The 20,501-nt window shown below is 39.3% G+C and carries 21 protein-coding genes and 1 pseudogene; 17 read left to right on the top strand and 5 right to left on the bottom strand.

The annotated features are described in order from the left end of the window. Nucleotides 1-275 precede the first annotated feature (275 nt). Entirely contained in the window at nt 276-887 is a 612-nt protein-coding gene (locus V7K32_RS24285; RefSeq protein ID WP_334996740.1) for a helix-turn-helix transcriptional regulator, read from the top strand. A gap of 236 nt (nt 888-1,123) precedes the next feature. Here the strand turns inward: V7K32_RS24285 and V7K32_RS24280 are convergent, their stop codons facing one another. Together V7K32_RS24280 and holA are read right to left on the bottom strand one after the other, a co-directional pair. Continuing rightward, nucleotides 1,124-1,606 (bottom strand): DUF4168 domain-containing protein, encoded by a 483-nt coding sequence (locus V7K32_RS24280; RefSeq protein WP_334996738.1) that lies wholly within the window; start codon nt 1,604-1,606, stop codon nt 1,124-1,126. A 110-nt stretch (nt 1,607-1,716) separates the two neighbouring features. Continuing rightward, complete coding sequence (holA, locus tag V7K32_RS24275) at nt 1,717-2,706, bottom strand: DNA polymerase III subunit delta (RefSeq protein WP_334996736.1); 990 nt, start codon at nt 2,704-2,706, stop codon at nt 1,717-1,719. Between the two features lie 200 nt (nt 2,707-2,906). Here holA and V7K32_RS24270 point away from each other — a divergent pair, with 200 nt between their 5' ends. Beyond that, the gene (locus V7K32_RS24270) at nt 2,907-3,695 is read left to right on the top strand and encodes a DUF1868 domain-containing protein (RefSeq protein WP_334996734.1); all 789 of its coding nucleotides are present in this window, start codon (nt 2,907-2,909) and stop codon (nt 3,693-3,695) included. 198 nt (nt 3,696-3,893) lie between these two features. On the opposite strand, the gene V7K32_RS24265 is transcribed toward V7K32_RS24270, so the two are convergent. Together V7K32_RS24265 and V7K32_RS24260 are read right to left on the bottom strand one after the other, a co-directional pair. Next, nucleotides 3,894-4,679 (bottom strand): RDD family protein, encoded by a 786-nt coding sequence (locus tag V7K32_RS24265; RefSeq protein ID WP_334996732.1) that lies wholly within the window; start codon nt 4,677-4,679, stop codon nt 3,894-3,896. A gap of 48 nt (nt 4,680-4,727) precedes the next feature. After that, entirely contained in the window at nt 4,728-5,573 is an 846-nt protein-coding gene (locus tag V7K32_RS24260) for a hypothetical protein (RefSeq protein WP_334996730.1), read from the bottom strand. Between the two features lie 80 nt (nt 5,574-5,653). Between V7K32_RS24260 and V7K32_RS24255 the strand changes: the two genes are divergently transcribed. The 14 genes and pseudogenes from V7K32_RS24255 to V7K32_RS24190 all read left to right on the top strand — a co-directional run bounded on the left by V7K32_RS24255 (nt 5,654) and on the right by V7K32_RS24190 (nt 17,894). Next, nucleotides 5,654-6,607 (top strand): stage II sporulation protein M, encoded by a 954-nt coding sequence (locus V7K32_RS24255; RefSeq protein ID WP_334996728.1) that lies wholly within the window; start codon nt 5,654-5,656, stop codon nt 6,605-6,607. A 100-nt stretch (nt 6,608-6,707) separates the two neighbouring features. Next, nucleotides 6,708-7,277: a Uma2 family endonuclease gene (locus tag V7K32_RS24250; protein ID WP_334996725.1), complete on the top strand. Its 570-nt coding sequence runs from the start codon at nt 6,708-6,710 to the stop codon at nt 7,275-7,277. A gap of 43 nt (nt 7,278-7,320) precedes the next feature. Next, nucleotides 7,321-7,734 carry a hypothetical protein gene (locus tag V7K32_RS24245; protein WP_334996723.1) on the top strand — a complete coding sequence of 138 codons (414 nt, stop codon included), beginning with the start codon at nt 7,321-7,323 and terminating at the stop codon, nt 7,732-7,734. A gap of 140 nt (nt 7,735-7,874) precedes the next feature. After that, the gene (locus V7K32_RS24240) at nt 7,875-8,165 is read left to right on the top strand and encodes a DUF6745 domain-containing protein (RefSeq protein WP_334996721.1); all 291 of its coding nucleotides are present in this window, start codon (nt 7,875-7,877) and stop codon (nt 8,163-8,165) included. 231 nt (nt 8,166-8,396) lie between these two features. After that, nucleotides 8,397-9,441, top strand: a pseudogene (gene pstS, locus V7K32_RS24235) (phosphate ABC transporter substrate-binding protein PstS). A 382-nt stretch (nt 9,442-9,823) separates the two neighbouring features. Beyond that, nucleotides 9,824-10,825 (top strand): phosphate ABC transporter permease subunit PstC, encoded by a 1,002-nt coding sequence (pstC, locus tag V7K32_RS24230; protein WP_334996718.1) that lies wholly within the window; start codon nt 9,824-9,826, stop codon nt 10,823-10,825. A 62-nt stretch (nt 10,826-10,887) separates the two neighbouring features. After that, nucleotides 10,888-11,769, top strand: coding sequence for a phosphate ABC transporter permease PstA (gene pstA, locus V7K32_RS24225; RefSeq protein WP_334996716.1), 882 nt, complete (start codon nt 10,888-10,890; stop codon nt 11,767-11,769). A 118-nt stretch (nt 11,770-11,887) separates the two neighbouring features. Then, entirely contained in the window at nt 11,888-12,667 is a 780-nt protein-coding gene (pstB, locus tag V7K32_RS24220) for a phosphate ABC transporter ATP-binding protein PstB (protein ID WP_334883423.1), read from the top strand. Between the two features lie 203 nt (nt 12,668-12,870). Then, the gene (locus tag V7K32_RS24215; RefSeq protein WP_334996714.1) at nt 12,871-13,650 is read left to right on the top strand and encodes a phosphate ABC transporter ATP-binding protein; all 780 of its coding nucleotides are present in this window, start codon (nt 12,871-12,873) and stop codon (nt 13,648-13,650) included. A 100-nt stretch (nt 13,651-13,750) separates the two neighbouring features. Further along, nucleotides 13,751-14,590, top strand: coding sequence for an IS1/IS1595 family N-terminal zinc-binding domain-containing protein (locus V7K32_RS24210; protein WP_334996712.1), 840 nt, complete (start codon nt 13,751-13,753; stop codon nt 14,588-14,590). A 45-nt stretch (nt 14,591-14,635) separates the two neighbouring features. Beyond that, a complete protein-coding gene (locus tag V7K32_RS24205; protein ID WP_334996710.1) occupies nt 14,636-15,034 on the top strand; it encodes a hypothetical protein in 399 nt (132 codons plus the stop codon). A gap of 210 nt (nt 15,035-15,244) precedes the next feature. Continuing rightward, a complete protein-coding gene (locus V7K32_RS24200) occupies nt 15,245-15,949 on the top strand; it encodes an SDR family oxidoreductase (protein WP_334996708.1) in 705 nt (234 codons plus the stop codon). Between the two features lie 106 nt (nt 15,950-16,055). Beyond that, nucleotides 16,056-17,141: a 4-hydroxyphenylpyruvate dioxygenase gene (hppD, locus tag V7K32_RS24195; protein WP_334996706.1), complete on the top strand. Its 1,086-nt coding sequence runs from the start codon at nt 16,056-16,058 to the stop codon at nt 17,139-17,141. A gap of 72 nt (nt 17,142-17,213) precedes the next feature. Next, nucleotides 17,214-17,894: an HAD family hydrolase gene (locus V7K32_RS24190; RefSeq protein WP_334996704.1), complete on the top strand. Its 681-nt coding sequence runs from the start codon at nt 17,214-17,216 to the stop codon at nt 17,892-17,894. Nucleotides 17,895-18,190: 296 nt separating this feature from the next. Here the strand turns inward: V7K32_RS24190 and V7K32_RS24185 are convergent, their stop codons facing one another. After that, nucleotides 18,191-18,817 (bottom strand): CPP1-like family protein, encoded by a 627-nt coding sequence (locus V7K32_RS24185; protein WP_334996701.1) that lies wholly within the window; start codon nt 18,815-18,817, stop codon nt 18,191-18,193. A 646-nt stretch (nt 18,818-19,463) separates the two neighbouring features. Between V7K32_RS24185 and V7K32_RS24180 the strand changes: the two genes are divergently transcribed. Then, complete coding sequence (locus V7K32_RS24180; RefSeq protein WP_069071980.1) at nt 19,464-20,183, top strand: response regulator transcription factor; 720 nt, start codon at nt 19,464-19,466, stop codon at nt 20,181-20,183. The last annotated feature ends 318 nt before the right edge of the window (nt 20,184-20,501 follow it).

The raw sequence follows: 20,501 nt of genomic DNA, 5'->3' as shown, positions 1-20,501 counted from the left end.
TTATTTAAAGCTTATTGGGAGGGAATTCCGAAATAGGCAATTTAAGAGTTGTATTTAAAGCATGTAACTTAATCTAATGCAAACAGACTACATAAATTAGAAATTTAATATTTCAAGAAAATAGTGTTAAAAAACACTTGGTTTATTGCCATTAGCATGATTGCTCTGTAATATTCACCCAATTTATTCAGATAATCATCAAAAAAATAGATGGTGCATCTTTCAACTCCCCTTAATCACTAATCAGCAGTGTTTTCTACATTGGAACCTTTCCTATGATCGCCCTAACAAAGACATTAGTAAAAGCAATAGCTGAACCACAAAAGCTAGATAGTATTGACTTACATGACTCGAAACGAGCTGATTTTTTGCAAGAAGTAATTGAAGGCTTAGAAGACGGTATATTAATTTTAAGCCAAACTGGTGAAGTAGTTCATGCTAATGCATCGGCTCGTCGTGTTTGTTGTCAATTTAATCAAGGCAACTTCAACCCAAATTTTGTCCCACCAGTCATCTGGAATCTTTGTGAATCGTTATTCAATAGTCGGTATTTGTTTTCTGATAGACTTCTAATTCTGTCGGATGAAATTGTACTTGATAAGTCCAATATTTTTCGGATTAGGGTGAGACTGTTAGATTTAGAGGGGTTTGAAGTGCCTTGCTTATTGGTGACTATAGAAAATCAATATGAATCTGTGAAAAATGTAGCACTCACTGAAGTTAAAAAATTTGACCTGACGCCGCGAGAAGCTGAAATTTGGTTTCTCTATAGAAGCAATTACAGCTACAAAGAAATTGCTACTAAGCTTTACATCACCATAAACACCGTGAAGAAGCACATGAAAAATATTCACACCAAGCGCCAAGCAAATATGTCTTATGTTTGAATAGTAAGCTGTTCCACATTTAAATTACATAAGCTTGGCGGGCAGGATGCCTACCCCACAAGAGTTATGTTTAACTCGATTATGCAAATTAGATGTTTTGGAACTTACCCAAAAGTGTGGAATAACAATTCTGCAAGCGATAATTATTATTCAATGAGTGGGGAATTAGGTTGCCAAGCGTTGCCGAGGTACGAATAATTTAACGTGTTACTCTCTAATTTTTATACAAGTTTTAACTAAGGAGAGTCAGGACTTTTTTGCAAGCGTAATAAGCTATTGTAAACCTGCCGTTTTAAGATATTGTTATTTTGTAATTCTATAGTAATCTTGTTGAACTGATCAATGCTCAAACCATTATCTTGGACAATTTTTTGAGAGCGGTTACAGTAATTCACTGCAATATCTTGAGCCTTCCTCGGAAGACCATTTATGCTGTTAGAGTCGTTGCAAACAATCTTGGGAATTTCTCCATTACCAATAAGTTTTTTAATTTCTTCAAAGGCATTTTGACGGGCTGGTTCCATTGCTAGCACGGCTTGAGCGTAGCTGTCGATTTGAGTATTGTTAACTATTGGTGATGGAGTTTGACCAGAAGCTTTTGAACTCAATAAAAAAGCGTTGGAAATTACACCCACAGTGGCGATCGCGCCGAAAAAGAATGATTGGGAAAGGATTCGCTTTCGGCTAGATCGGGAAAATAAATCAGAAATTTTCTTCATATAGTGTGTGACACAGAACTACATTAGGGATATTATAAGAACGTTGAATTATTTTCAGAGTTGGAAGTTCCAGCAACTGCTCTAATACATCAAGCTTTTATATTTACTTGTCAATTACCTCGGCATAATTGACAAAGTTCGATAACCTTAGTCTGGAGTGTTGGGATTTCTGATGCTCCTTGTTTGAGACTCACTTCTAATTCCAGTAATAGGGGTAAGCAAGAGATTAACTGTTGTACAGAAAGAAGCTTGATTTCTTGCTGTAAGAAGTAGATCCGTTTGGGATTACCGATATCAGCAGCACTAGCGATCGCTTGTTGATTGCGCTCCCCACTTTCTATCATAATCTTCACCCACAGCCATGTGCGAAATTGTCCAATCAATGTGGCAACTATCCGTAATCCCGGCTCGGAAGCATTGCTCAAATCTGCCAGTGTCGTCAAAGCTTTAGGTGTATCTCCTGTTCTGATTGCTGCCGCTAATTGTAAACTATTTTGAGTAGTATTTCTTACTAACTTGGTAACAGTATCTGTGTCTAAAGGCTTGTTGCTACCTTGGGCATATAGCCGCAGTTTCTCTAACTCATTGTATAGCAACCGTGTATCATTTCCTACAGATTCTGCCAACAACAGGGCAGTATTGGCAGTTAGTTTTACGCCCACAGTCTGAGCAGCTTGATTAACAGATTGCACCAGCAATTCGGTTTTCCAAGGGGGAATGAGGGGAAATTCTCGGAATTCGGTAGCAAATTGTTTTAACAATTTTGTGGATTTGAGGCGTTCATCTGGCTTGTTGCGGCTGGTGAGCAATAAAAATGAGTTATCGGGAATGACTCTTAGCGATCGCACCAGTTCTGCTAACACATTCTCTGGACACTGCTGGCACAAAGTAGTATTTATCAGCCATACCAAGCGCCCACCAGCGCCAAAAGTGGGTGTCATGACCTGATTTAACCCCTGGATAGCAGCATCAGCTTGATCTGGGGTGAATGCAGTGTAATTAAAACTAATCCATTGGGGATCGAGGACGCGATCGCACAGCATAGCGATCGCCTTTTCCATAGCAAAATCATCTTCACCCCAGTAAACATAAATTGGCATAGACTAACCTGTTAGTAGATGAGGGAGGGGCATTGGGCATTGGGCATTGGTCAAGAGTTAATATTTATACTCCTAACTCCTAACTCCTAACTCCTAACTCCCCACTCCCGACTCCCAAAATTAAATACTTTTAAAATCATTCTGTTAATTAAGGTAATTTTCCCTAAAATCTATCAAGTGAGAGCATGAGGCTATGAAGATTGGACGACAACTATCAAACTTACTTAAATCGGTTAGCACGGCTGACGCTGCCAGAAGCCTACAGATCCCAAGTCCAGCATATCCAGGAATCTTCTAAATTTCAGCCAGATTCTGGGTTGAGACAAGCAGCGTCCTTTCCTGGCTATACGTTAATTACCCCGCCAGCAGGAGAAGAATCGCAAAATTCTGCTTTCTATGACAAATTACAGACTTACCAACAGGAACTTTTGCAGTTGCCTGTAAGCCATGATTTGATTGTGCCTCTACCTCCTGCTAGCTTCCACATGACTTTAGCGGATTTAATTTGGGACAATGCTTACCTTGACGCTTGCGAAAAAAATCCCAAATTTGACGAAGAGTTACACTCTTGTTTAGCAGAAACCTTTCAGCAATATCAACAATTGATGACAAATAGGAGTCATCCGATTAAATGGCAAATGCTGGGACTGATACTGATGCCAAGGGCTGTAGCCGTTTGTTTAGTACCAAAAGATGAAGGTTGTTACGAGGAAATTATTAAATTTCGCCGAACAATTTATCAAAATCCCAAGTTAATTGCTTTGGGTATTGAGCAGCATTATCACTTCACAGCCCATGTTACATTAGCCTATTTTGGGGAGGTTTCATCTGACTTAGACCGCATAAGTTTCAGCACAATGCTTTCTCAATTGAATGATCAATGGCTGTTGAATTTACCAGAAGTTTTCATTAATCGCGTCGAATTGCGAAAATTTGACAACATGACACGCTATTATCGTGAACCAGACTGGCCGATTTTAGATTTTTAAGTCATTAGTTAGTAGTTAGTAGTTAGTAGTTAGTAGTTTCGACTCACTGACTACTGACTACTCATTATTAGTTATCGAAAAAGCGAGAACCCGTAATTACGCGCTAGTTGTAGACATAGCAGAGAAAATAAGCTCAAAGATAAATTGTCTTTTAGGTAAACCTAATTTTTTGCCAATGCTCTAAATAAAATCTCTAGCCTAAAATTCCGGTTGCTGATAAACAAGATAAATAGCTTCTAAAAATACATCAGGTGTAACAGCTTCTGGCAATTTTTCTAAATTAATAATAGCTTTAACTTGCTCGGCTAGCTTTAAAGATAGTGATGCTCTTGCCTTTAACGACATTGCACCACGTCGCTGTAAATACTCACGAATCACAGCAAAATCATCTGGCATCAATTGCGATAAATCAGCAATTTGGATTAACTGTTCATGAAGTTTTTTTGCCTGTTCTGAAATTATCAATGTCGCGGATGCAGTGGGTGTTTCGGCTTGAATTACAATTGTGCCAGCGGCTAAATCACCTAAACGCTTTTCTCGACGACTCAACATAATTAAAAAAGCGCCAATAAACAAAGTTTCATCAAAGGGTCGTAGTAAAGCCCGTAGCGTTGCTTGCTGTAGCCCGATTAGTCTACCATCATCTCGAACCACGCGAATTTTAGCAACCCGTTTACCAGGGGTTTGCCCAAACCATAAGGTTTCAAAAAATACAAAATAGCCGATGTAAATTGCAAAGGCGATTAGGAAGAAAATTGCTATTAACCAAATTCCTAAATTTTGAGCATTCGTAATCAAGTCTTCAAAAAAATTGAACAGTTGCGTCGAAAAGACAGTCCAAGTAAGGAGAAATACAAGCAATGTTACAGCCAAAACTGTGTAGTCAATCAGCAGTGCCAAAGCTCGATTACCGATTCCCGCTAAAGTAAATTCCAACTCTACACTTTCTGGAGTCTGGAATGTGATGCGATTAAAAAAGCGCATAATATTTTAACTAATTCAAAATTAATAGAGTTGAATTAAGGTGTTGAGTTAACGAAAATTTGGCAAGGGAGGTTCTCTTAATTGCAAACCTAGACCTTCACGCCGACTACGTAAGTCCAAGTATAAAACAGCTTTTAGCGCTTGCCAGAATGGCATGATTAAAATTCCACCTATCAAGCTTCCAATCCAAGAAATAAAAGACACAATTGAGTAGATAGTAGAACCTGACTCAAGCCTTATAAGGAATATGCTAGGTACATAGTTTAATACAAATACCAAGGGTAATGTAACGATAAAAGCAACTAAAACAACGCCTTGAATGCGAAATACCGAGCCTTTAGTTAACTCCCAACTTCTGGCAACACTTTCGCCACCATTAATATTTTCCTCAACTGCTAAGGGTACTTCAGCTATCACCCAACGCGAGTAGCACCAAGTTAGCCCCAACAGCAAAATACATACCATTAAGATTATTCCCAATGTGGTTGCGACTACAACGCCTGTAGTACCTAATATGCTTCCTAATACCACTCCCAGCAAGCCACCCACAATACCACCGACGATCGCTAATCCAAAATAAATTAAAACCAAAGATATTCCTACCTGAAAACCAACTCTTAAAAATGACCACAAACGCCCATTAACATGGCTGCTGGCGGCTTGGACGCTTTCAGGTTGGTAAATTAATTCTCCAAAAGCCAAGCGTGAAATGAGTCCAGAAATAGCTGCATATTTTGCCCAACCATAAATCGGAACTAAAAGCCACAAGTGAGCGATCGCAGCCAAATTCAGATAAGTCTTCAGATGAGAACGATACAACCGCACGGCAGCACTGACAACGTTACCAATACTCAGTGGTTGTATCTGACCGGGAGATCCAAAACTTTCAGACATAATGGTAAATTTCCCTTGAAACTACGGAGATGAATTTGAAGCTATCTTAAGCTAAGTTAAACTCAGTGTTCCCAAAAGTCATGAATATTCAACGTTGGATTGCGCGACGAGAACCAAATTGGCAGCGTTTGGATGCCCTATTAAGGCAGATAGAAAAAAAAGGGTTAAAGTCCCTACGAGCAGCAGAAATTAGAGAATTAGCGAGTTTGTATCGTTCGGTAGCGGCAGATTTAGCCCGTGCTCGCACTCAGCAAATCGGCAATACTTTAATCCAAAGTTTACAATCTTTAACAACTCGTGCTTATACGCAGATTTACCAAGGTTCGCGGCGACAAGAATGGCAGGCAATTTTAAAATTTTATCGCTGGGGATTACCATCTGTAGTTCAGAAAACATTTGCATATATTGCTGCTGCAACGGCGCTGTTTCTAGTAGGGGCATTAGTGGCTTGGTGGTATTCTTGGCAAAACCCCAGCTTTATGCCTTTGATCGTCCCTGAAAGTTTGATTACCAAGGTGCGAGATGAGCATAAATTATGGATGGGGTCAATTGTTGGCGTTGAACCTCTGGCATCCAGCAGTATTATGATCAATAATCTGTCGGTGTCTTTTGGGGCTGTTGCTGGTGGCATGACGGCTGGGTTATACACAGCCTATTTGATGATTTTTAATGGCTTATTGATTGGTGCTGTTGGTACTTTAGTTGGTCAAAATAATCTGGCTTATCCTTTTTGGGCGTTTGTGTTACCGCATGGTTCTTTAGAATTACCCGCCATCTTTTTTGCTGGGGGTGCGGGATTTTTGTTAGCAAGAGCAATTTTATTTCCTGGTAAATATCGCCGTGGGGATGCACTAAAATTTTACGGTTCTCAGGCGGTGCAGTTAATATTTGGGATTGTACCAATGTTGGTTATTGCTGGTGCGATCGAAGGCTTTTTTTCGCCTAATCCCAGCGTACCTGATGCAATTAAATATTTGGCAGGCATAGGATTATTTATACTTTTGGTAATGTATTGTAGCCGCAAGCAAACATGAAATAATTTATATTTTAGCAGATTGGTAAATTGAAAAATATTTTAAAATAAGGTAAACACTAACGATGTAAAAAATATTACAAGTTTAAGCTAGGATAATCATGGTACAAACATCAAATAAAATATTGAGTCTAGAAGAGTTTCTCGCATTACCAGAAACTAAACCGTATTGCGAATACATAGACGGTAAAATAATTTCAAAACCTATGCCTCAAGGAAAACATAGCACTATTCAAGGAGAACTCTGTCCCACAATCAATTCTGTTATCAAAGTCCAAAAAATGGGTTGGGCTTTTCCAGAATTACGTTGCACCTTTGCAGGACGTTCTATAGTTCCCGATGTCGCTGTATTCTCTTGGGCAAGGCTTCCTGTAGACGAGAATGGTGATATTGCCAATACATTTGCCGCAGCACCCGACTGGATAATCGAAATTCTCTCGCCCGAACAAAGCCATACAAAAGTTACAAAAAAAATCTTACACGCTCTCAATCATGGGACTCAAATGGGTTGGTTAATTGACCCTGATGAGCGATTCATTGCTGCTTATCCTGCAAGACAACAACCTTTACCTTTTGAAGAAATTGAGTCTGTTTTACCAGTGCCAGAATTCTGTCAGGGTTTACAGTTGACGGTCGGTGATATTTTTGGGTGGTTAAAGGTGACTACGTAACAAATATTTAGTTCAAGCCAACTTACTATTTTTACACTGAAATATGCCAAGACGCACAAATGATATGCCAAAACGCATCATCACCGAACTATCTGATGAACAAGAGGCAATGCTTCCTATTTATAGAGACAAGTGGCGCTCGATACAAATATCAACTGAATCAATTAAGCAAGAAAAAGTCGCAGTAGTAATCAAAGCTGCTTATGCGGTGAGTGATTATCCTGAGCCTGAGATATTATTCTATAGCAGTCCTATGACGGCAATTGAGAAAATTCTTACTATTGAAAACTTTAAGGCTTATCTAGGGCGCGATATCCACATGAAATTCGCTAAAAGAGTAGTAGATCACGTTCAACATGGAATAGCGCAACAACTTGACGAGCATCTCCTTATCAGATTGCGGAACCAAGTTCAACACCCTGAATTTCCATACTCTCAACTCATAGTCATCCATTAGTTTCATACTTTCCCTACACAGGAAGATGTCTGGAACATCAATTAACTGCTGATATCGAGAAGCTTGAACTTGAATTTACTGATATTTTATATTTTACAAACAACCTCACTAGACCAGCAGAATGGGCAATTTTGGGTTGTATGTTAGATTTTTGTATCTCAGTTCTTGAGCTTCAACATGATAAGAAAAAATGGAATGTACTTAAAGAGTTGATGCAACATTGTGGTTTTATGTTCCAATTTGAAAAGGTTTGTATAGTCTGCGATCGCCCTTGTCAGTTGTCTTTTGACGAAGAAAATATGCTTCATGCTGAAGGGGAAGCTGCCCTTAAATTTACTGATGGCTATAGTGTTTATGCTTGCCACGGAAGACATTCTTATGAAGAAGAACGAGAGCGATATTATGAGGACAAAGATCCTGATTCTGTGTAGATACACAGTATAGTTTACTCATTTTTACCTATTTAAATTAAACATAAAATTTTCATCAGCAACCTAGACTACTCAATCAAATCTCAAGAAGTAAAAAATATTTAAAAGTAAGTTTTAAACACATTTTAACTATTTCTTTATCATTTGTTAAATAAAACTTAACTATAAAAAATGTAGCCTATCTAAGGCTGGAATAACAGCAGTACAAATATTCCTTAAATCAGGGTTAATATGATTTTTTCGACCACCATCTTGAATCGTGTCGTCGCTACTTCAGTGGTGACAACTTCTATTGCACTTAGTCCATTTTTGGGTGCGATCGCACAAGCTGAAACTTTGAACGGTGCAGGAGCAACTTTTCCGGCTCCGCTTTACGAACGTTATGCTCGTGAAGTAAAAAACAAGTATCCAGATTTGAGAATTAACTACCAAGCAATAGGTAGCGGCGGCGGGATTCGTCAAGTCACTGCTGGAACCGTTGACTTTGGTGGTAGTGATGCTGCAATGAAGGATGATGAAATAGCTAAAGTCAAGAACGGTGTAATTTTAGTACCCACAGCAGGCGGTGCTGTTTCTGTTGTTTACAATATTCCAGGTGTTAATAATCTAAAATTATCCCGCACTACACTACCGGCAATTTTCTCAGGTCAGATTACCAAGTGGAATGACGCAAAAATTAAAGCTGATAACCCGGGTGTCAATCTACCAAATCAAGCAATTAAGTTTGTTGTTCGCGCTGATGTGTAGCGGTACAACTTTTATTTTTACTAACCATTTAAGTGCTACTAGCGGTTATTTTAAAGGCAGAGTTGGAGTTAACACTGCTCCCAAATGGACTCTGCCAAATGTCCTCAAAGGCAAAGGTAACCCAGGCGTAGCTGCATTAGTATCTCGTACTCCTGGTTCTATTGGTTATGTTGAATATGCCTACGCTGTCAAAAACAATTTGAAATCAGCGCTAATACAAAATAAGAGAGGAGAATTTGTTGCTCCTTCTTTAGAATCTGCAAACGCAGCTTTATCAACTGTCACTTTCCCAGACAACTACCGCGTTTTTGTAGGAGATCCAGGACAAGGTTATCCGATTGTCGGTCTTACCTGGATTATGGTTTACAAACAGTATGCTAATGCTTCTAAAGCTGATGCTATTAAGAAATGGATTAATTGGGTATTGAAAGATGGTCAACAGTATAACGATGACCTTAACTACACCAAAATTCCATCTGATGTGGCAAATCGGGTGCTTCAGACAGTGAATAGCTCTGTGAAGCCTTAATTTACAATTTTTAAGACTTATCCATCAGAGATCCCCCAACCCCCTTAAAAAAGGGGGCTAAGAGTCTCTTAAAGTCCCCCAATTTATCGAGGAATTTAGGGGGATATAAAAATTTAGGAAACTAAACAAGTAGTTTGAAAATATGCTCTAGTAGTCTGTCAATTTGATTTTGTTAAGCTTGTTTGTACTATCCCAAACCTTGTAGAGACGCGAAATTTCGCGTCTCTACATCCGTCATTTTTATGTTGACAGACTACTAGGGTGAATCAAGGTTTTAGATTTTCAATGCTTAAGTCCTGAATTTTACTAATTTCCTCTCCTAATTAGGTTGAGTTAACAACTTAGCCTACTAGCAATAAAAAATCTATTTGATTAATTTGTAATGGCAAATTCATCGGAACCAGCCGACAGAAATTCATCACATGATTCTAATCTAGGCGATGAAGATTTTAATCTAACAGCTATTGGCGGCACAAATCTCTGGTTTGACCAAGGTTTTACACGGCTAGTATACTTTTTTGCCGTGATTACCGTTGCAGTGCTATTTTTGATGAGTTGGGTAATTTTACACGAAGCTCTACCAGCCATTAAGCAGTTTGGATTGGGGTTTTTGTGGGGTCAAGATTGGGATACAGGTAATCAGATTTTTGGTGCATTACCTTATATTTATGGAACTTTGGTAAGTAGTGCGATCGCTATTTTATTCGCTATCCCAGTCGGAATAGCAGTAGCCTTAGTCACGAGTGAAAATTTTTTACCTTCATCGCTGCGAACAACCTTAGCATTTGTTGTTGAATTAATTGCAGCAATCCCCAGTGTCATTATTGGTTTGTGGGCGATTTTTGTCTTTATTCCAGTTCTAGAACCTCTACAAAAATGGCTAGCCAGCACTTTTAAATGGATACCACTATTTAATACAGAAGACCCTTCTGGGACTAATATGTTGACTGCTGGAATTATTCTAGCTATCATGATTTTACCCACAATGGCAGCAATTACTCGTGATGTTTTAATGGCTATCCCTAAAGAATTACGTAGCGCATCTATGGCTTTAGGTGGTACTCGTTGGGAAACAATTTTTCGAGTCTTGCTACCATCTGGATTTTCTGGAATAGTGAGTGCAGCAATGCTCGCCTTGGGACGTGCTTTGGGTGAAACAATGGCTGTCACTATGGTAATTGGTAACTCTGCTCAAATTAGTGCTTCTTTACTCAATCCAGGTTATACAATTCCCTCTGTATTAGCTAATGAATTTGCCGAAGCTGAACCGGGTTTGCATATAGGCGCTTTAAGCTATTTGGCGTTGATTTTGTTTGGGTTGACTCTAGCTGTAAATATTGGCGCTGTCCTTTTGGTTAAATGGGTTGGCAGGATAAATAAATAGCACTATCTTAATCTAAATACCTCAATGTAATAAGACATTTATCAATCAAAATTAATAAAAACATGAGTGGTTACATTCAGTCAGAAACTGATGAATCTTTGGCGACAGAATTATGCAGTCCTCTGCCAAAAGAGCGAGTAATATTTACCTATGCAATGAATGCGATCGCCTTTGGTTTTACAGGTTTAGCACTAATTCCTTTATTATCAATTTTGTGGGAAATTTTCGTTCGGGGAATATCTGGACTCAAATCGGAAATGTTTGTCAAAGCAGTTATTGATAATGGCTTTGGCAATGCCATATTAGGAACCATAATCATGGTGATAATTGGTGCTATTTTAAGCATTCCCACAGGGATAATGACAGGAATTTTCTTGGCAGAATTTGGTCAAACCAACTCAATCGCTAGTATTGTTCGTTTTATCAGCAGTATTCTAACAGGCGTTCCTTCAATAGTTGTAGGCGTATTCGCTTACGGTGTGATAGTTTTGGTAACTAAAGGATTTAGTGCGATCGCAGGTGGTTTTGCTTTAGCCGTAATTATGCTACCTGTAATTATACTGACAACAGAAGAATCCTTAAAACTGATTCCCACACCTCAACGTCTAGCCTCTGCTGCTTTAGGCGGAACTCGCTTTCAAACTACTCTTCGGATTGTTGTTACTGCTGCAATTCCTGGAATTACTACAGGCATTTTATTAGCTGTAGCTCGTGCAGCTGGCGAAACAGCACCCTTAATTTTTACTGCTTTATTTAGTCTAGATTGGTCAGAAGGATTGTTAAGTCCCACAGCTTCCTTACCAGTATTGATTTTTAACCTCTACAACGACCCCGACCCGCAAAAAAACCAATTAGTCTGGACTACTTCTATAGTTCTACTCGGCTTAATTTTATGTGTGAATATTTTCTCTCGCTTAGTTATTAGGCAAAGAAGATTGAAGTAAAATAAATAATTTTTTATATTCTTTTGCATTATAGCAAAGCATGACCTTAAAATGGTAATCTGCCAGTATCAGGATTTGTTTTATATGTCTTAATTCCGATTACGAATTACGAATTAGCATGAGTAACTTAATTCCAGCTATCAAAGTTAAAAATATCAGCTTTTACTATGGCACAACAAAAGCGATTGAAAAGGTGTCAATAGATATTTACCAAAAGCAAGTAACCGCAATTATTGGCCCTAGTGGTTGTGGTAAATCTACCTTCATCAAAATTCTGAATCGCATTAGCGAATTAGAAGGACCTGTGAAAGTTGAAGGAGATGTAGAATTTTTTGGTCAAAATATTTATGCTCCTCGTGTCAACATCAATCGGTTACGCCGCCAAATTGGTATGGTGTTCCAAAAACCGAATCCTTTTCCCATAAGCATTTACGAAAATGTTGCCTACGGGATGAGGATAGCAGGCAGGTATTCAAAATTAGAATTAGATGAGATTGTGGAATCTGCACTTAAAAGCGCTGCTCTTTGGGATGAAGTGAAAGATAAGTTGGATAAATCAGCATTAGGGCTTTCTGGTGGTCAACAACAAAGATTATGTATTGCCCGTGCTTTAGCAGTCAAGCCAAAAGTTCTGCTAATGGATGAGCCTTGCTCGGCTCTTGACCCCATTGCTACCATGAAAGTTGAGGAACTACTCCATAGTTTGCAGTCTGAGTTGACAATTGCGATCGTTACCCATAACATGCAGCAAGCCGCTCGCGTCTCTGATTTTACGGCTTTCTTCAGCACCGATGAAAGTCGGATAGGTCAAATGGTTGAATTTGGCGCTACAGAGCAAATTTTTAACAACCCACTAGACACCCGTACCCGCGACTACATTTCAGGGCGTTTCGGTTAAGGTATGCCCCAGTACTGAAATAAGGTCTATAAAAGATTACATAATCTTAATAAAAGTATTTATTAACAGTTTATCTGCTGTATGGCTACTGTATAACTACGTAATTTCCATGAATATCTCCTTTTGGCAGTAACATAGTGAAACAGCGCTGCTGATTTGCACTACTTTACTTCGTCAACTTTTATTTCACACGTTTTGGGAATATGAGTAAACTAACTCCAGCCATCAGAGTCAAAAACTTCAGCTTCTCTTACGACACTCAAAAGATAGTTGAAGGCGTGTCAATGGATATTTACCAAAACCAAGTCACGGCAATTATTGGTTCTAGTGGTTGTGGCAAGTCTACTTTTCTTAAATCGTTAAATCGCATGAGTGAATTAGAAGGAGATGCGAAAGTTGAAGGAAAAGTAGAATTTTTTGGACAAAGTATTTATGAGCGTCGTGTCAACATCAATCGCTTACGTCGCCAAGTCAGTATGGTTTTTCCCAAGCCAAATCTTTTTCCCATGAGTGTTTACGATAATGTTGCCTATGGGGTGAAATTAATTGGATGGCATCCAAAAGTAGAATTAGATGGAATCGTTGAATCTGCCATTAAAGCTGCCGAACTTTGGGATGAAGTGAAAAATAAGCTGCACAAATCTGCTTTAGAGCTTTCTGGCGGCCAACAACAAAGACTGTGTATTGCCCGTGCTTTAGCAGTTAAACCGAACGTTCTGTTAATGGATGAACCTTGTTCAGGTCTTGATCCTGTTGGTAGTATGAAAGTTGAGCATCTGATCCATAACTTACGTTCTGAGTTGACAATTGTGATAGTTACTCACAATATGCAGCAAGTTACTCGCCTATCTGATTTTACGGCTTTCTTTTATAGTAATGAAAATCGTATTACTCAAATGGTTGAATTTGGTAGTACAAATAAAATCTTTACTAACCCCGTGGATTCTCGCACCCGTGACTATGTTTTCGCCCGCGTTAGTTGAAGTTTTTCTTGTGTTGGGCAATTTAAAGTGATGTTGACAGTAGTTTTTGATACTGTATATTTAGAGGCAAGTATCTGCTCTAGACCACCTGAATCATAAAATGAAATGTCCTCGATGCGAATCTACTTTATCTCGGAAAAATGGTCGTCGGAATGACAAGCAGAATTACCTCTGCAAAAATTGTGGTAAACAATTTCTTGAGCCTGCATTCCCTCGTTCCCTGGAAGATGAGTTGCTTGCTAACAGCAATGGAAATACTAAAGTATCTATGTCCGAAACTACAGAAGTTCCTTTAGTAAAAGACTTGCCAGAAGAAAAAATTACAGAGAACAGTTTTGGCTCTTTTAGTCTTACATTAGCTGAAGAACTGCTGCAAACTATATTATCACCTGATTGGCTAGAATCTGCTGCCTTCAGCCAATTTATCCAAAAATTTCAACAACAAACCGAAATTAAACATCAATTAGAAACAGGAATGTCACTTCTGCTTTTAGATGCAGAAAACTTAAAATTAGATGTTAATTCTGAATTATTTTTAGCCAGTGTCTGTAAGTATCCTCTCCAAGTTAAAATTGCATTTGCTAACTGGAGAAATCCCAGCATTGGCAAGCAAGATATTGAACTATACAATCGTGGCTATCAGCTTGTCCATGTGCCTGGGGGTAAAGACAGTGCTGATGCAAAAATGATCGCACTTGGTGCTTGTGTCTTACGCTCTTATCCAACAGTTAAAGAAATCTTGGTCTGTTCTGGCGATGGAATTTTGAACCACCTCTGTAACGAACTTCAAAATCAAGGATTAATTGTTTACTGGGTACGTAGACAAGGACAAAATTTGCAAATAGAAAACCGGAATACTGGCAATTTAACTCATTATTCCTTACCTATGGCAACAGAAGTTCCATCTTTTGAAGAAGTGGTTGATAAAATTCAAGATTGAATCAAAAGTGAACAAGAATCAATCAATACTCGATTAAACAGTTTAGTGGCTGTTGCAACTTTATTTCAAGAAAGATGTGATATCAATATTAAACATCATTCAAAGCAACCAGAAATTCAGGAAATAATCCCTGTTATAGAGAACTCATCTGCACAATCTCTTCAAAAAGAAGCAAAAGAAGGCTCTGCGGAAATTTTTAGTGGAGAAACATTAAATAAATTACTATTGAAAATTATTCAAGATATACAAATCAAATCTCCACAAACTCAATTATCTGTGTCAAAGCTAGGTTCAGAGTTGCAGAAAATAACCGGAAAATCTCCTAATTCAATTATTAAAAAATTAAAGTTAGGTTCCAATTTTACCAAATATCTAGAATTATCTCCCACATTTACATTAAAGGCGAGTGGCAAGGAATATCAGGTAATACCGCTATGTGAATAAGTAGGTAAGCAAGATAAAACCAAACTATGTAACGAAAAGTAAAATCTCTGTATTTGGCTCGTAGTTGCGCCCTCTTGCGCTTTAGCGCAACTACGAGCCAGTGATGATTATTTGCGCCTACTTACTTAAATACTTTCTGGATGTTTACGTACACCCTGAGTCTGTAATTCAGTATTATGTATAAAGATGTAAAGAAATGTAAATAATCCAATGCAGGATAAAGTCGTTGTTGTTGTAGGTGCTACTGGTGGCATTGGTTCAGCGTTAACACACAAACTTGCGCCTAGCGGAGTCCGGTTAGTACTGGCTGCCAGAGATGCGGTTCGTTTGACAACATTGGCTGCTGATTTACCAGGGCAAGTTTTGAGCGTTCCCACCGATATTACTGACCCGCAACAGGTAGATACTTTGATAGAAAAGACGATCGCTGAGTTTGGTCAAATCGATATTTTAGTGAATGCCGCCGGTGCTGGTATACTCAAGCCTTACAACAGCCTAGAACCTGCTGATTTAGACAAGATGCTAGATGTCAACTTAAAAGGCAGCTTTTACACCACTCAAGCGGCTGCTGAAGAGATGCAAAAGCGCAAGTCTGGTCACATCTGTAACGTGGTTGGAATTCTGGGCAAGCATTCGATGGGAATGGCCGCGGCTTATTCTGCTTCTAAGTTTGGTGTTGTCGGTTTCAGCAAGTGCATGGCAGAGGAACTCAAGCGTTTTGGTATCAAGTTCACGCTATTCTACTTTGGTGGGGTAGATTCTCCTTTCTGGGATAACGTCAACCTAAAAGTAGACCGGAAAAAAATGCTTAGTCCTGAAACTGCTGCCAATGCGATTTTCTTTGCCCTTTCTGCCGAACCGCAAGCTGTGCCAATGGAAATTAACATTCAACCTGATAGTCATTTGTTCTTTTAAAGTAAGAGTGCGTCTACATAATTCTTGCTTAGGAAGGACGTGAAAATCTAGCAAAAAAGGCAAAATTTACAGATATATAAACTGTTATGCTGGATTTTCAATATCTATGAAAATTGATCACGTTCATTTCTATGTAGAAGACGCCAAAGTATGGCGGGATTGGTTTGTACACCATCTTGGTTTTCATGCAGTAGCCGATCGCAGCATTTCATTTCACACTTCTACAGAAGTGGTAAAAAATGGTGCTGTCTGCTTTTTTCTGTCTTCACCAGTGTTACCCACAAGTCCAGTAGCTGAGTTTCTGCGTCAATATCCACCTGGTGTGGCAGATGTCGCTTTTGCTGTGGAAGATTTAGAAAGCGCGATCGCACTAGCTCAAAAACACGGTGCTACAATCCTACAACCCACCCAAGAACGCCAGCTGGGTACAGAATTCCTCAAGTGTGGCAAAATTTCCGCCTGGGGTGGACTGACTCATACATTGATCGAAAGGTCATTGGTCATTTGTCCGTCGTCATTTGTAACTAACACAAATGACAAAGGACAAATGACAACGGACAACACTTTTACCGCCATAGATCACGTAGTATTAAACGTCGCAGTTGGTCAATTGGAAAATGCTGTGGCTTGGTACGAAAATATCCTAGATTTTCAACCCCAGCAAGCTTTTAAAATTAAAACTAATCGTTCTGCTTTACACAGTCAGGTGATGGTTTCGCGCAACGGTAGCGTCCAATTGCCAATTAATGAACCGGCTACCAAAAATTCTCAAATTCAGGAATTTCTTGATGTCAATCAAGGACCAGGAATTCAACATATTGCCTTGCGGACGACTAATCTTGTGAGTGCGATCGCTAAATTTCGTGCCAGTGGTTTATCCTTACTCTCAGTTCCCCAAACCTATTACACACAACTAAAACAGCGTCCAGGACTCACCCTATCACCTCTAGAACTAGAAGCGATCGCTCAACAAGAAATTCTCGTAGACTGGCAAGAATATACTTCTTTAGAGGGAGGAAATACTGCACCCTTATTACTACAAATTTTCACCCAGCCAATATTTGAACAACCGACATTTTTCTTTGAGTTTATAGAACGCCGTTACCAAGCTCAAGGTTTTGGCGAAGGTAACTTTCGCGCCTTATTTGAAGCCATTGAAAGCGAACAAATCAAACGCGGTACTCTGCAATAAAATGCTCATAATACTCTCGAAAAATAGCCATACATGTGAGATAAACTTAATAAAAATTAACTTTTACCGCCGATGCTAAGACTTATTACTGACTTCGACGGCCCCATTATTGATGTTTCCGAACGGTACTACCGTGTTTATCAATTCTGTTTAGAGAAAACCCGTCGCCCAGACCAAGTAGTGCAAGAACTTCCGAAAGCGGAATTTTGGCAATTAAAGCGATCGCGCGTTCCCGAAAAACAAATCGCCTTAAATTCAGGGTTAGACGAAGCCCAAGCCCAAGAATTTGCCCAGTTGCGGCGGAAAACTGTGCATACAGAAGCTTATTTCAACTATGATATTCTCGCGCCTGGTGCTGTGGATGCACTCTTAAAAATTCAAGAAGCTGGAATTGATTTAGCAGTGATGACTATGCGCCGAGTTCGAGAACTAGATTATGCTTTTAAAAAATATGATTTAGGAAGATTTTTCCCAGAAAATCGATGTTATTGCTTGAGTAACGACTACGTGAAGACTCGTGATATTGAAGATAAACCCTTGCTAATGGCTAGGGCATTAAAAGAACTGCCCCCGGCTACTGATACCTGGATGGTGGGAGATACCGAAGCCGACATCACCGCAGCTAAAAATTATGGCATTAAGGTGATGGCTGTGGAATCTGGCATCCGCGATCGCACCCAATTGGAACTTTACCACCCCGACTTAATCGTTAAAGATTTCAGCACTGCTGTAGATTTATGTCTTAAAACCTAAACAGCTTGTCTAGAAAATCTCTGTAAGGGACTTCCAAATAAAAAAATACTCAACTACTTCTTGTGGGGTGGACATCTTGTCCGCCCATGATTAGGGCGGGCAAGACACCCACCCCACAAGATTAGATAATTTATTTGTTGTCAGTCTCTAAGCTGTAACTGATTGAATTAATCGGCATTCAGATAGCAAATCAAAATAGGAGTCAAAATAGGTATTTTGACTCCTGATTCTCAAATTTTGAGAAGAACACACATAAACCATGTCTTCTTTATAAAAACTTGTTTATGGGTAGTGGTTTACCGTAGAAAGCTACTAACCAACCACAACAATATAAACGTTACTACACTAGAGAACTGATTCGATGACAAATTCAGGAATGATATTTGTGGTGACAGCAAACTAGCAACTAGTCCCCCAGCGATTAAGCCAATTATTAAACTGACCAGGGTGAACAAAACTGCTCGCCCAAATTTACTTTCCTTGCGATTGAGAAAGTAAATACTAGCGCCTACCCCAACCACCAATGCTAACTGCAAAACCTGATCGCCTCCCTCTGGGTAAAACACACTGATAGAACTCAAACCAAGAAACCAAGCTCCTGGTAAGAATATATCAGCAGGTGTTGGCTGATCCAGCATCCGTTGCAGCCATGCAGGCGACTGCTCACGAGGCGTTGGACTTTCTTTTGGAGGCGATTGCACTCGCAACTCTGGAAACCGAATACGCTCAGGGACTTTAATTTTACCTTCTTGGCGCATCCGTAAGCGATCCATTAAAATCGCATCGTAAGCCGCTTCAATTACTTCTAAATGCTTGGCATCGCCACTATGTTGCTCGAATAGGCGATTACGAGCATCCTGAATTTCATCGAAGCTAGCCTCTTCTGATACCCCAAGTTTTTCGTAGGGATTTTGATCGCTCATGGGAGTTTGTTAGTTCAGCCTCAGTCAGCGGCAGTCTTTTGTCGAATAAAAAACAGCTTTAGGTTTTGTTTTAATCGAAACTAAAGTTTCGACTTATTTTATGCCCTAACAGGATAGTAGCACGGGTTAGTTTAATCGACTTTGTAATTTTAACTATACCCACTTTAACATATCGCTATAACTCCGTGTATACCCTCATGTCGTTGTCTAGTTCTGGCTCTAATCTAGAATTTGAACGGAGAGTACCTAAAACACATAGTTTTTATGAAAATATCAACTTTACTGTTTCAAATTTGGCAACTTACTGTGCCTTAATAGAATTTTTTTAATTATACTGAATAATCGCTTGTGGTATATATCCGCATATCGATTTAGAATTGAGACGTTTTTAGTTACCACCTAACTCGGATCGCGAACGTGTCTTGGTATTAAGAACTGTTGCGGCTAAAGTCAGAGCGCTTATATACTGTGGCTAACACAAGTTTCGCGTTCTCATCGCCCACAATCCTGATTAGAGTATTTCTTTTTGAATAATCAGGAATCTCATACCCTAGCCATGTAGATTCTTAGTTAGCCCCTAAGTGGCAGCTGCGTTTTTACGCAAACCTTTTGTTAATCTTACGAATTTTTGTGCAAAGTAATGGTCATGGCTCCTGCCAAGATTCTTGTAGTTGACGACGACCCTGCGGTTCGGAATTTAATCCAACGCTTTCTGATTAAGCAGAACTATCAGGTGGAGGCTGCCGAAGATGGAAAGACAGCCTTAACTCTATTTGAGCAATTTAACCCTGATTTGGTGATTCTAGATGTGAATCTACCAGATGTAACTGGGTTTAACCTCTGCCAAGAGATGCAAAGTCGTAATGGTGTGTTTGTTTTGATGTTGACTAGCCGTGCTGACGAAGCTGACAAAATTCGCGGCTTTGCTAAAGGTGCTGACGATTATCTCACCAAGCCTTTTGGGTTAGGAGAGTTAGAAGTCAGAGTCGGAGCGATTTTGAGGCGTCAACGAGTGATAACTACTGCCGAGCAAAAACGCTTGGTATTTGAAAAACTTATGATTGACCCAGTGCGGCGGGAGGTGGCGCTTAATAACCAAGCAGTACCTTTAACTGCTCTGGAATTTGATTTGTTGCATTTTTTAGCCAGTCATCCAGGTCGAGTTTGGCGGCGTGCGGAGCTAATCCAAGAGGTATGGGACTATGAATATGTCGGCGACCAACGGGTTGTAGATGTCCATATTGGGCAAATTCGCAAGAAGATTGAAATTGATGCTAGTCAGCCAGCATTAATTCAAACTGTACGTGGCGTAGGGTATAAGTTTGAATCTCCTGCTCATCCCCAGCACTTGGAAGCTAAGTCCTAAGTTAACAGTCTAGAGTTTTTTAACTCTTGACTGTTAACTCTTGGGGAGGGATTATTGAATTTATTTGGCTTGAATAAAAGACAAATTTAGACAATCAAAATAGGTAGATATTGCTCAAATACACACCAGGTGGTTATTTGAGATTTTTATTTATGCGTTTAAAACAGTAGACAACAAAGAGAGTCTACTGGAAAATATTTTTTTGCATTTGTTTGACCGTTTTGACCAAAACGATTGATTATTTTTTTATTTTGAAGTCCGTTAATGGGGTACGGTTTGCCGTACCCGTATTAGGGCTTGATACCAGTACCTATGGGG

Source organism: Nostoc sp. (genome assembly GCF_036917635.1).
Lineage (GTDB): Bacteria > Cyanobacteriota > Cyanobacteriia > Cyanobacteriales > Nostocaceae > Nostoc.
Note: the sequence above shows the minus strand (reverse complement) of the source record. Positions and strands in the feature narration are given on the sequence as shown.